We start from the raw sequence: 12,233 nt of genomic DNA on the forward strand, positions 1-12,233 counted from the left end.
ATCGGCCTACGCGGTGAGATCCGTCTGTGCGGTGACGACCGGCTGTGCGGTGACGACCGGCTGTGGGGTGGGATCCGACCAGGCGGTGCCATCCGCCCGGAGGGTGGCGTCCGCTTGCGCGGTGACGCCTGACCAGGCGATGACATCCGCTCGCGCTGTGACATCTGCCTGTGCGGTGGCGTCCGCTTGTGCGGTGAGGACCGGCTATGGGGTGTTGGGCGCTCACGGGGTGGCGGGTGCTCACGGGAGGGTGGGTGGGAACGGATGACGGCCGGGTATCGGGTGACGGAGCGTTTTCTGGCGGCGGTGCACGCCAGGGATGCGGACGCGGCGGCCGGATGTTTCGCGGAGGACGGTACCTACGCGAACGTCCCGCATGCGCCCGTGGCCGGGCGGGCCGGCGTAGCGGCGTTGCTCCGGCCGATTCTGGGCCGCGCCGAGCGGGTGCGGTGGGAGCTGGTGACCGCGAGCTACACGGACGAGCGCGCGTGGCTCGAACGGGTCGACCGGTTCTGGATCGACGGCCGGGAGTACAGCGTCGCCTGCAACGGCGTCGCGGAGGTGGATCCCGCCCGCGAGCTGATCACCGGCTTCCGCGACTACACCGATCTGGCCCCCTGGCGGGCCCTGATCGCCCCCGTGCTCGCGGGCTGACAGTCTCGTGGACCTCGACGACCTGGACCTGGCCCTCCTGCGCCTGCTCCTGGAGGAGCCGCGCGCGGGCTACCGCGAGTACGCGCGGGTGCTCGGCGTCGCCAGGGGCACGGTGCAGGCCCGCATCGCGCGGCTGGAGCGGCGCGGGGCGATCACCGGCTACGCCGCGCACGTGTCGCCGGCCGCCCTCGGCTACACGGTCCAGGCGTTCGTGCACCTGCACCTCGCGCAGGGCAGGCTGGACGACGTGACCGAGCGGCTCGGCCAGCTCCCGGAAGTGCTGGAGGCACACTCGACCACCGGAGAGGGCGACCTGCTGTGCCGGATCGCCGCCCTGGACAACGGTCACCTGGAGCAGATCGTGCAGGCCCTGCTCGCGCTTCCCGGCGTGGTCCGCACCCGTACCGAGGTAGCCCTGCGCGGTCGCGTCCCGTACCGCGTGCTCCCGCTCCTCCAGCAGGTCAAGCCGACGTCCTGAACGAGCGGGGCCCGGCCGCGAGGTCGCGGCCGGGCCCCGGGCTTCTACAGCGCGGCCAGGGCGCGGGTCACCAGCACCTCGGCGAGGTGGGCGCGGTAGGACGCGCTCGCCACCGCGTCGTCCGGCGGCTCGCAGCCCCACGCGGCCAGCCGGGCAGCCTCGGCGGCCGGTTCGCCCGCCGCCAGGGCCTCCTCCACCGCCGTCGCCCGCACCGGCGTCGGCCCCATGCCGATCAGCGCGATCGCCACGCCCCCGCCGGGCCGGGCCTGGGCCGCGACCCCGACCACGGCCCAGTCCAGGGCGCGGCGGCTGAACTTCTCGAACGCGTACGACCGGCCGGGCGCGGCCGGCAGCCGGATCTCGGTGAGCAGCTCGCCCGCCGCCAGCGCGTTACGGCGCCGGCCGGTGAAGAACTCCCGCGCCGGGATCTCCCGTACGCCCGCCGGGCCGCGCGCCACCAGCACCCCGTCCAGCGCGAGCACCGCGCCGGCCAGGTCGGCCGCCGGATCGGCGTGCGCCAGCGAACCGCCGATCGTGCCCCGGTTGCGCACCTGCGGGTCGCCGATCCGGCACGCGGCGGCGGCCAGCAGCGGCACCTGCGCGGCCACCACCGGGTCGCGCTCCAGGGTCCGGTGGCTGGTGAGCGCGCCGACCGCGATCCGGTCGCCGTCCGTTCTGACGTACGACAGCTCGCGGAGCCGGCCGATGTCGACCAGGACGCCCGGCTCGGCCCGCCGCAGCTTCATCGCGGGCAGCAGCGAGTGGCCGCCCGCGAGCGGCCTGGCGGCGTCGCCGTGCCGGGAGAGCTCGTCGAGCGCCTCCTCGACGGAGCCGGCGCGCACGTAGGAGAAGCCGGCCGGGATCACTTCGCGCCTCCGTTCGCGGCGGCCCACTGGACCGACTCGACGATCATCTGGTAGCCGGTGCACCGGCACATGTTGCCCTTGAGCCCGCCGCGGATCTCCTGCTCCGTCGGGTCGGGGTTCTCGGCGAGCAGCGCGGTGGCCGCCATCACCATGCCCGGCGTGCAGAACCCGCACTGCAGCCCGTGGCACTGCCGGAAGCCCTCCTGCACGGGCGACAGCCCGTCCTCACCGGCCAGCCCCTCGACCGTGGTGACCGCGAGGCCGTCGGCCTGCGCCGCCAGGACGGTGCAGGACTTCACGGCCTCGCCGTCGAGCAGGACCGTGCAGGCGCCGCAGCTGGAGGTGTCGCAGCCGACGTGCGTGCCCGTCAGGGACAGCGTGTCGCGCAGGAAGTGGACGAGCAGCAGCCGGGGCTCGATCTCCCGGCTGTGCGCCTGCCCGTTGACGGTGATCTCAACTCGCATCGTGCATGACCTTCCAGACTCGTTCCGGCGTGCAGGGCATCTCCACATCGCGCACGCCGAGATGGGCCAGCGCGTCCACCACGGCGTTCACCACGGCCTGCGGCGCCGCCGTCGCGCCCGCCTCGCCGAGCCCCTTGGCGCCGAGCGGGTTGAAGCTGGACCTCGTCTCGATGTGGTGGGTCTCGTACGGGGGCAGGTCCAGCGCGCCCGGCACCATGTAGTCCTCCAGGGACGCGGTGAGCGGCCGGCCGCCGGCGTCGAAGGCGACCTTCTCGAACAGCGCCTGCGCGATGCCCTGGGCGACCCCGCCGTGGATCTGCCCGCGGGCCGTCATCGGGTTGATGACGGTGCCGCAGTCGTCCACGCAGACATACCGCAGGATCGACACCCGCCCGGTGTCGCGGTCGATCTCCACCACGCACCCGTGCGCCCCGCTCGGGTAGCTGAGGTTCTTCGGCTCGAAGTACGAGGTGTTCTCCAGGCCGAGCGCGGCGCCCTCGGGCAGCAGGTGCGGCTTGAAGGCGCGCTCCGCCACCTCCGCCAGCGTCACCGTCGCGTCGGGCACGCCCTTGACCTGGAACCCGTCGCCGATCCGCACCAGGTCGTCCGCGTCGGCCTCCAGCATGTGGGCCGCGATGCGCCTGGCCTTGTCCGCCACCTCCACCGCGGCCATCCGCACGGCGTTGCCCGCGACCGGCATGCCGCGGCTGCCCATGGTGCCGGTGCCCTCCTGCACGACCGCGGTGTCCCCGTACAGCACGCTGATGGCGTCGAAGGGCACGCCCAGCTGGTCGGCGGCGATCTGGGCCAGCGCCGTCTGGTGGCCCTGCCCGTGCGGGGCGGTGCCGACCAGGACGATCACCGACCCGTCCGGCTGCATCCGGACGTTCGCCGACTCCCAGCCGCCGAGGTAGCCGAACTGCTCGAACAGCGGCGTGGGCCCGAACCCGCCCATCTCCACGAACGTGGACAGCCCGACGCCGAGCAGCGGCGCGCGCGGGTCGGCGAGCCGCCGCGCCTGCTCCTCGCGCAACCCGGCGTAGCCGAGCCGGTCCAGCAGCAGGTCCAGCGCGGCCGGGTAGTCGGCCTCGTCGTACACGATCCCCTCGAACGGGGTCTGGTACGGCATCTCGCCCGGCTGGATCAGGTTCGCCTTCCGGACGTCGGCGGGGTCCCTGCCGAGCTCGCGGGCGACGAGGTCGACCACCCGCTCGATCAGGAAGCTCGCCTCGGGCCGTCCCGCCCCCCGGTAGGACGCGGTAGGCGTGGTATTGGTAACGACGCTCCGGTAGCGCGCGGCGATCTTCGGGATCTTGTAACAGCCGCCCAGCATGTACGAGGTGAGCGTGGCGAGACCGATGCCCACCGGGTCGGGCACGCCGCCGATGTTGACCGTGAGCGTCACGTCCAGGGCGAGGATGCGGCCCTCGTCGTCGAAGCCCACCTCGACGTCCTGCAGCTGGTCGCGGCCGTGGTAGGTGTGCACCATGTGCTCGCCGCGGGTCTCGACGTACTTGACCGGCCGGCCGAGCCGGCGCGACAGCTCGGGCGCGAGGAACAGCTCGGGCATGAACGACGACTTCACCCCGAAGGCGCCGCCGACGTCGGGCGCGACCACCCGGACCAGGTGCCTGGCGAGCCCGAACCGCTCGGCGATCTCCGCCCGGACCCGGTGCGGCGCCTGCACCGTGGCCCACACGGTCGGCCCGGCCCCGGTCCAGTCGGCGAGCACCCCGTACGGCTCCATCGGCGCTCCGGCGCAGCGCTGGTTGACCAGGCGGGCGCGCAGCCGGTGCGGGGCGGCCTCCAGATCGGCCGTCACGTCGTCCGGCGTCACCTGCTGTTCCAGGGCGAGGTTGCCGGGCAGCGGGGCGAAGATGGGCACCGCGTCCGGCGCGAGCGCGTCGGCCACCGTGGCCATCACCGGCAGCGGCTCGTACGCCACGCGCACGGCGCGCGCCGCGTCCGCGGCGGCGTACCGGTCGGCGGCGACGACGACGGCCACCGGCTCGCCGACGTAGTGCACCTTGCCGGCGGCCAGGTAGCCGCGTTCCAGGCCGGGCACGGACGGGCGGGGCGGCAGGCCGGCGAAGTCCCGCGCGGTCCAGACGCCGACCACGCCGGGCAGCGAGCGGGCCTCCTCGGCGTCGACGCCGGTGATGAGCGCGTGGGCCTCCGTGCTGTGCACGTAGACCATGTGGAGCAGCCCGGGACGATGGATGTCGTCCACGAACGTGCCGCGCCCGGTGAGCAACGCGGCGTCCTCCTTGCGTGGTACTGCCGAGCCGATCATCGTCACAGGCCACCTCCGTTGGTGCCAGGGGCGCGTCGTTAGACGTATAGCGACTTATATTGTCGCCTACGTCACACCTCCGGCAAGACCTTGGTGCGGCCGATCATCAAGAGGGGTACACGACGTGGTCGCCGAAGGCGGCGCGCACCACGTCCGCCCGGCGCGCGTCCAGGAGTTCCAGGCACCAGGGCACCTGGGCGTCACGCGACTCCGAGTACAGCCAGAACCCCGGATCGACGGGAAGCGGGCCGCTGCCGCGGGCCACCGCGGACACCGGCGCCCCGGCGGGCCCGGGCCGGAGGCGGGCGGCGGGGGAGTAGGTGACGTCGGCGTGATCGGCGAGCGCGGCCACGGCGTGGTCCAGGTCGCGTACCCAGAAGGCCAGGTGGTGGATGCCGGGGCCGCGGGTCTCCAGCCAGGCCGAGGTGCGGGTGCGGCCCTCCAGCGGCTCGACCAGCTCGATCGCCGTGTCCGCCAGGCGGGCCATGGCGATCCTGGAGCGGGACGGGCCCTGCCGCTCGCCGTGCAGCTGGAGGAGTCCGGCCGGCTGGTCGATCTCGGTGACCAGCCAGTCGGAGACGCCCAGCAGCGTGCCCCAGGTGCGGGTGAACTCCGCCACGCTGGGCACGGCGATGCCCACGTGGCACAGTCCGAGCAGGCCGAGATCGGTCATCGGGTCCTCCTGTGCGTGCTGCGTACAATCTGCGGGTGCGAGTTGATCCCGGTGAGCGCCGCCCGAAGCTGTCTCTCGAGGTCGCCAGGCAGATCGTGGAGACGATGCGCGACAGCGGCATGGGCCCGGGCGACCGCTACCTGCCGGAGGCCGAGGCGATGCGGCGGCACGGCGTGGGGCGGGGCACCTACCGGGAGGCGCTCCGGTTCCTGGAACACCAGGGGCTGATCGTGATGCGGCCGGGGCCGAACGGCGGGCCGGAGATCGTGCAGCCCGGCTGGCCCAACCTCGCCTCCACCGTCGCCCTGCTGCTGCAGTTCGCCGGGGCGCCGCTGAGCTCGGTGCTGGACGCCCGGGTGATGATCGAGCCCGGCCTGGCGGAGCTGGCCGCGCGCAACGCCACCGACGAGGAGCTGGCCGCGATGGCGGGCGACCTCGACGCGATCGAGCGCGGGCTCGGCTCCTACCGGGCCTTCTCCGCGGCTTACGAGTCCTACTGGCGCCACCTGGCCGAGAGCTGCCACAACGAGCTGTTCGCCTTCCTCAGCCCGGCTCTGCGGGCGATCGTGAACAGCGCCGGGTTCGTGCCGGACGAGCGCTACCGCGCGCAGGTGCTGGGCCGGCTGCGCACGGTGCACGCGGCGGTGGCGGCGCGTGACGCGCAGGCGGCCCGCGACGCGATGCGCGAGCTGGAGGAGGAGTTCGGCCGGCGGCTGCGCGAGGGCTACCCCCGGCAGATCGCCCAGGTGATCGACTGGTCGGACGTGCGCGAGCCGTCCTGACTTTCCCGCGCGCACCCGCTTGAGGGTTGCCACCGTTTCACTTTATCGTAGCAATGATAGAAAACATAGCTGAGAAAAACTAGGTACCTGAATTCGCCTCAGATCTCTTGTCGGCCGCTCGCACGGGCTGTAAAACTAGGTACCTGGTTATGGAAGCAAGGGTGGTGATGGCCGTGACGTCGACCGGAGCGCGGCTGGTGGCGGAGTTCGAGCGGATGGTCAGCCGTGACGGCGGCGAGCTCGTGCTGCTGGCGGAGGACGCCGGCACGATCCGGGTCGGCTACCGGCCCGGCAGCGCGGGTCCCGACTGCGCGGACGACGTGTGCGTCCTGCCGCAGCACGAGCTGAGCCAGCTCATGGCGGAGACACTGCGCCGCCGCAGCCCAGGAACGGAGATCGTGGTGGAGGTCCTTACATGAGTGCCCGGCTGAGCATCGTCAACCCGGTGGCCACGCCACGCTCCCACGCCGACGGCGACCGGTTCCCGCCCGCGCCGCGGCCGGAGACGCTCGACGGCGCCACGGTGGCGCTCTACTGGAACGGCAAGCAGAACGGCCTCGACGCGCTGGTCAAGGCCCGCGAGCTGATCGAGGCCGCGTACGAGGACGTCACGTTCGTCGAGATGACCGGCGCGCTCGGCGGCACGACCCGCTACCTGTCGGAGGAGCAGCTCACGCTCATCGAGGAGAAGGTCGACGCCCTGGTGGGCACCTCCGCCGACTGCGGCAGCTGCACCTCCTGGCTCATCCGCGACCTGTGCGAGGTGGAGCGGCGCGGCGTGCCGGCGATCGGCTACACCGCGGCGATCTTCGACGAGGACGCCCGGTTCAGCGCCAAGACCTTCGGGGTGCCCGAGGCCTGCCCGGTCATCGTGCCCGAGTGCTTCTCCAACAAGGACACCGCCGAGATCCACCGCATGGTCGAGGAGTCGTTCGCCGAGGTGGTCGAGTGCCTGACCAAGCCGCGGCCGGTCTTCGACGTGCTGCCCGAGTTCGCCTCGATGGTCCTGGAGAGCGCCCCCGAGCTGCACTACGGAGGCGGCGACCTGCTGGAGGCGTTCGACGAGATGCAGCGCCGGTTCGTGGCCAACGGCTGGAGCGACGGCATGCCGCTGGTGCCGCCCACGCGTGCCAAGGTCGACGCCATGATCGCGGCGTCCGGGCTGGACGGCGGCCACGTCGTGGGCGACTTCGCGCCGGGCTTCGGCATCGGCACGGTCGAGAAGATCGCGGCCAACGCGGTCATGGCCGGCTGCCGGCCCGAGACCATGCCGGTGATCATGGCCATGATGGAGTGCGTGCTGGACCCGTCCATCGGGCTGCGCACCTGGGCCATGTCCACCGGCCCGCAGGCGCCCGTGGTGCTGGTGTCCGGCCCGATCGCCGACGAGATCGGCATGAACCGCGGCATGTGCGCCCTCGGCCCCGGCTCCGTCTCCGAGGTCAACGTCGCCATCGGCCGCGCCCTGCGGCTGATCATGATGAACGTCGGCCTGTCCTACCCCGGCATCACCGACATGGACACCATCGGCACGCCGATGAAGTTCTCCGCCTGCGTGGCGGAGAACGAGGAGCGCACCCCGTGGGAGCCGTGGCGGGTGCAGCAGGGCCACTCCCTCGAAGACTCCACGGTCACCGTGAACGTGCCGTACGGGATGACCGAGTTCTTCGACTTCCAGAACTCCGACCCGGAGAAGCTCATCGAGAGCTGGTCCACGCTCACCTCCCACGCGGTCGGCACGCCGTCCGCAGGGGCGTGGCTGATCAAGAAGGACGCGCCGCTGGAGGCCGGCTACCCGTTCCACGGCACGTTCTCCAACCTGCTGCTGATGGCGCCCGACCACGCCGCCGCGTTCGCCGCCGCCGGATGGACGCCCGCCGACATCAAGGAGGCCATCCACCGGCGCACCAAGCTGCCCTTCCGCCAGCTCATGCTCAACCAGTCGATGCCGGCCTTCGAGACCTCGCACCCCGAGCTGCGCTGGCTGCTCGACGCCCCCGAGACGCCGGTCACCGTCAACCCGTCGGCCGACTGCTTCGAGCTGTTCGTGGTCGGGGCCAAGGCGGGGCGCAGCCAGTTCTGCTTCGGCGGCACCAACTCGGTGACCAAACCCGTGATCAGGCGATGACCTGGCCGCTCGGCGGCCCGCCGTCCGACGTGCCCGTGTCCCGCGAGATCTGCTCCGGGACCGGCGCGCTCTTCGGCGGTTGGGGGCTCGGGCTGCTCGCCGACGCCGCCCAGCGCGCTACCGGGCGGCGGTTGCGCGACCTGTCCGCGGCCTTCCTGCGGCCCGTCGCGCGTGGCGCCCGGCTCTCCGTACGGTGCGACGTGCTCACCGAGGGCCGGGCCCTGTCCCACTGCCGCCTCGAGGCCACCGACGGCGACCGACCGGCCCTCACCGGCACCGCCGTCGTGGAGGCGACCTCAGCCGCGCACCCTGAGACGGACGCCGCGGCCGGGGCCGCCGCGCTCCTTGAGATCGCGGGCGCTGGGACGGTGGCGCCGGGCGGCGTCGTCGCTCGCCCTGGGACGGTGACCTCGGGCGGCGTCGCGAGCCCGCCGCGGGTTCCCGGGCCGTTGGAGTGTCCGGAGCGCTCGTACGAGTCGGGGTCCGGCGGCGCGATGATGCTCGACGTCCGGGTGGCCGGTGGGTCGCCCGGGTCGGTGCTGTTGTGGGCGCGGGTGCTCTGCGACGTGCCGGACGAGGTGCGGCTCGCGGTGGTCAGCGACCACGTCCCCTACCTGTTGCGCCGGACCCTGCCGGGACGGCCCCGGGTGACCACCGTCAGCGCGTCGCTCCGGCTGTTCGGCGGTCCCGTCGCCGAGTGGGTCCTGCTCGACGTGAGCCTGGTGGCCCGCGCCGGCCGCACCGCCGCCGGCCGGGTGGCGTTGTGGCAGGACGGCGCCTCCCTGGCCGGGGTCGCCGAGCAGACCATGCGCCTCAGCGCCTGAACCTCCGGAGGGTCCCCGTGAACGACAAGATGTACATCCACGAGTTCATCGACGTCACCGGTCACAACCGCGCCCGCTACATGCACCACATGACCGCCAACTTCAGCCCCATCGCCCAGGAGGAGCGCGACCAGCTCTGCTACGGGGTGTGGGGCGTCGTCGGCTCGACCGCCTGGTGGCCGGGCGTGGTCAACATCTGGGAGGAGGACGGGTGGGACGGCCTGGCGTCCTCGTTCCGGCACGAGCTGGGCCACCCGTCGCTGCAGGACCCGAAGCTGGCCGCCTGGTGGGCGGCCGCCGCCGAGATGCGCTCCGGCGGCGTCGACCGCCTGCTCCTGCCCGCGCCGTGGACGCGCACCATCGAGGAGCTGTGCGCCGACGGGGTGCGCGGCGAGGTGTACGCGCACGAGCGGATCACGGTGCCGCCGGGGGACGCGGCCGACTTTCTGGAACGGGTCCGCGACCAGGCCGTCCCGCACTACGGGCGCTTCGGCTGGGACCTGGCCGGCGCCTGGCGCACCGCGCTCGGCGACGACTCCGAGTGCTTCCTGCTCTGGGCCGTGCCGGACTACGAGCGGTGGGCCGCCTTCGAGGCCGCGAACGACGCCGACCGGGCCGCCGGCGGCTGGAAGACCCGGCTCCGCGACACGGCCCGGTCGTTCCAGCGCATCCTCCTGGTCGACGCCCCGCTGTCCCCCATGCGCATCGGCCGCCAACCGGCCCGCTCCGACCGCACCGAGGACTGGTCAGAGTAACCAGACCAGGCCGCCGCACCGTGCGCGGGGCCGGGCCGGGTGTGGTGACGGATTCGCCGCAGCATCGTGCGCGGGGCCGGGTCAGGTGTGGTGACAAATCCGGCCGCCGCGAAGTGTTCGGGGCCGGGTCGGGTGTGGAACCCGGCCCGGCCCCGCCTCGTGCGGGGGTTCACGTCAGGACGTGATCACCAGGGCGTCGACGGCCACCGCTCCGAGGCCGCTCGGCCGTACCAGCAGGGGGTTGACGTCCAGTTCGCGTATGGAGTCGCCGAGCTCCAGCGCCAGCGTCTGCAGGCGCATGACCGCGTCGGCGACCGCGTCCAGGTCGCCGGCGGGCCGGCCGCGGACGCCGGCGAGCAGCGCCGGCGCGCGGGTCTCGCCGATCATCCGCAGCGCCTCCTCCCGGGAGAACGGCGGCACCCGGAACGACACGTCCCGCACCACCTCGGTGAACACCCCGCCCAGCCCGAACGTGATCGTCGGCCCGAACGGCGCCTGGTGGCTGACCCCGAGGATGAGCTCGGCCACCGCGTCGGTCACCTGCGGCTGGACCACCACCCCCGTCAGCCGCAGCCCCGAGGCCCCGGCCACGATCTCCGCGTACGCGTCCCGTACCCCGTCCGCGTCACGGAGCCCGACCCGGACCAGCCCGAGGTCGGACTTGTGGGCCAAGCCGTCGGCGAGCGCCTTGAGCACGACGGGGTAGCCGAAACGGGCCGCCGCCGCCACCGCCTCGTCCGGCGACGCGGCGACCGCCTCCTCCACCACCGGGATCCCGTACGCGCGCAGCACGTCCTTCGCGGCCACCTCGTCCAGCGTCGAGCCGGGCACGAGCCGGTCACGGACGGCGGCCAAGGCGGCGGACGGCTCGCGCGGCGCGTCCGCGAACGGGCCCCGGTAGCCGCGGTGCAGCGCCCAGAAGTCCGCCATCGCCCGGATGCCGCGGACCGCCGTGCGGAAGGAGTGGAACACCGGGATGCCCGCCTCGCACAGCGCCCGATGGTCGGCGTCCCTGATCGGCGACGTCCAGGCGACCACGATCGGCTTGCCGCCCCGCTCGTGCAGCGCGATCAGGTCGCGGGTGATGGCGTCGCTCATGCCGGGGAACACGCCGGTGATCGGCGCGAGCAGGACGTCGGTGTTCGCGTCCTCGATCAGCGCCTCCAGCACCTTGCGGCCCTCGGGGCGGGCGGTCGCGACGCCGCCCGTGTCGACCGGGTTGCCGAGGTGCAGGTAGCCGGGCAGCAGCTCGCGCAGCCGGGCGATCGTACGCTCCTCCAGCCGGGGCAGCGGCACCCCGGCCAGGCCGCACAGGTCGGCCACGTGCGAGCCGGTGCCGCCTGACATGACGCACAGCGCCACCCGGTCCCCGGCCAGCGGCGGCGTGTGGCAGAACGCGCCGGAGATCTCGATCGCCTCGTCGATGTCGTCCACCCGGATCACCCCGGACTGGCGGAACACGGCGTCGTGCACCGCGTCGGGGCCGGTCAGGTGCCCGGTGTGCGCCTTGGCCATGGCCTGGCCCTGGTCGCTGCGGCCGACCTTGATGCAGACGATGGGCACGCCCGCGCGCACCGCCTCGTCGGCGGCCAGCCGCATGGTGCGGCCGTCGACGAAGCCCTCGACGTACGCGGCGATGGCGCCGACGCCCGGCGTCCTGGCGAAGTGCGCGGCGAAGTCGGCGAACTCCAGGTCCACCTCGTTGCCGACGGTCGCCCAGGCGTGGACGCCGATGCCCAGCTCCTGCCCCTGCACGACGGGCCGTCCCTGGTTGCCCGACTGGGTCACCACGGCGAGCTTGCGGCCGGGCAGGCCTTCGCGCCACGGCTCGATGAGGTTGAGGTTCGTGTTGGGGCCGATGATCCGCATCGGGCCGCGGGCGAGCTCCTCCAGCCGCCGCTGCGCCGCGTGCCCCTCCTCGGTGCCCAGCTCGGCGAAGCCGGCCGCGAACACGTACGCGAACCGCACGCCCTTGGCCAGGCAGTCCTCCAGCACCGGCAGCGGGTCGCGGACGAGCACGATCGCCACGTCGACGTCGCCGGGGACGTCCAGGACGTTGCGGTACGCGGGGACGCCGTCGATGGCGGGCTTGACCGGGTGGACCGGGTGGACGGCGTGCGCCCCCCTGGCGAGCAGGCGTTCCCTGGCCTGGCGCCACTGGGCCCGCTGCGGGCTGCCTTCGGTGTCGGTGGCCCCGATGACCGCGACCGAGCGCGGGGCGAACAGGGGGTCCCAGTCGATGGCCCGCAGGGCGAGCGGGCGGCCGCTGACGTCGAGTGGGGGTGAAGTCATGTGATCAAGCCTAGCTCAAAGAGA

General features: G+C 73.3%; 12 protein-coding genes. 7 read left to right on the forward strand and 5 right to left on the reverse strand.

Going from position 1 to position 12,233, the window contains the following annotated elements; genetic code table 11:
- The first annotated feature begins 264 nt into the window (after positions 1-264).
- Both ABD999_RS35595 and ABD999_RS35600 read left to right on the forward strand, forming a co-directional pair.
- Entirely contained in the window at positions 265-654 is a 390-nt protein-coding gene (locus ABD999_RS35595; RefSeq protein WP_148031134.1) for a nuclear transport factor 2 family protein, read from the forward strand.
- 7 nt (positions 655-661) lie between these two features.
- A complete protein-coding gene (locus ABD999_RS35600) occupies positions 662-1,132 on the forward strand; it encodes an Lrp/AsnC family transcriptional regulator (RefSeq protein ID WP_345483103.1) in 471 nt (156 codons plus the stop codon).
- Positions 1,133-1,176: 44 nt separating this feature from the next.
- Here ABD999_RS35600 and ABD999_RS35605 read toward each other — a convergent pair whose 3' ends face one another.
- From ABD999_RS35605 to ABD999_RS35620, 4 genes are all read right to left on the reverse strand, one after another.
- Complete coding sequence (locus ABD999_RS35605) at positions 1,177-1,998, reverse strand: FAD binding domain-containing protein (protein WP_345483104.1); 822 nt, start codon at positions 1,996-1,998, stop codon at positions 1,177-1,179.
- Complete coding sequence (locus tag ABD999_RS35610) at positions 1,995-2,462, reverse strand: (2Fe-2S)-binding protein (RefSeq protein WP_148031137.1); 468 nt, start codon at positions 2,460-2,462, stop codon at positions 1,995-1,997. The genes ABD999_RS35605 and ABD999_RS35610 overlap by 4 nt, the downstream gene beginning before the upstream one ends.
- On the reverse strand, positions 2,452-4,755 hold the full coding sequence (locus tag ABD999_RS35615; RefSeq protein ID WP_271278193.1) for a xanthine dehydrogenase family protein molybdopterin-binding subunit: 2,304 nt from the start codon (positions 4,753-4,755) through the stop codon (positions 2,452-2,454). The genes ABD999_RS35610 and ABD999_RS35615 overlap by 11 nt, the downstream gene beginning before the upstream one ends.
- A 106-nt stretch (positions 4,756-4,861) precedes the next feature.
- On the reverse strand, positions 4,862-5,428 hold the full coding sequence (locus ABD999_RS35620; RefSeq protein ID WP_271278194.1) for a VOC family protein: 567 nt from the start codon (positions 5,426-5,428) through the stop codon (positions 4,862-4,864).
- Positions 5,429-5,463: 35 nt separating this feature from the next.
- Here ABD999_RS35620 and ABD999_RS35625 point away from each other — a divergent pair, with 35 nt between their 5' ends.
- The 5 genes from ABD999_RS35625 to ABD999_RS35645 all read left to right on the forward strand — a co-directional run bounded on the left by ABD999_RS35625 (position 5,464) and on the right by ABD999_RS35645 (position 9,917).
- Complete coding sequence (locus ABD999_RS35625) at positions 5,464-6,210, forward strand: FadR/GntR family transcriptional regulator (protein WP_148031140.1); 747 nt, start codon at positions 5,464-5,466, stop codon at positions 6,208-6,210.
- A gap of 173 nt (positions 6,211-6,383) precedes the next feature.
- A complete protein-coding gene (locus ABD999_RS35630) occupies positions 6,384-6,629 on the forward strand; it encodes a hypothetical protein (protein ID WP_148031141.1) in 246 nt (81 codons plus the stop codon).
- A complete protein-coding gene (locus ABD999_RS35635) occupies positions 6,626-8,338 on the forward strand; it encodes a UGSC family (seleno)protein (RefSeq protein ID WP_271278195.1) in 1,713 nt (570 codons plus the stop codon). Before ABD999_RS35630 ends, ABD999_RS35635 begins: the two co-directional genes overlap by 4 nt.
- Positions 8,335-9,162 (forward strand): acyl-CoA thioesterase domain-containing protein, encoded by an 828-nt coding sequence (locus tag ABD999_RS35640; protein ID WP_345483105.1) that lies wholly within the window; start codon positions 8,335-8,337, stop codon positions 9,160-9,162. Before ABD999_RS35635 ends, ABD999_RS35640 begins: the two co-directional genes overlap by 4 nt.
- A gap of 17 nt (positions 9,163-9,179) precedes the next feature.
- Positions 9,180-9,917 (forward strand): NIPSNAP family protein, encoded by a 738-nt coding sequence (locus ABD999_RS35645; RefSeq protein ID WP_271278197.1) that lies wholly within the window; start codon positions 9,180-9,182, stop codon positions 9,915-9,917.
- A 174-nt stretch (positions 9,918-10,091) separates the two neighbouring features.
- On the opposite strand, the gene ABD999_RS35650 is transcribed toward ABD999_RS35645, so the two are convergent.
- Positions 10,092-12,209 (reverse strand): acetate--CoA ligase family protein, encoded by a 2,118-nt coding sequence (locus tag ABD999_RS35650; RefSeq protein WP_271278198.1) that lies wholly within the window; start codon positions 12,207-12,209, stop codon positions 10,092-10,094.
- Positions 12,210-12,233: the final 24 nt, after the last annotated feature.

Source organism: Nonomuraea ferruginea, from assembly GCF_039540635.1.
GTDB lineage: Bacteria > Actinomycetota > Actinomycetes > Streptosporangiales > Streptosporangiaceae > Nonomuraea > Nonomuraea ferruginea.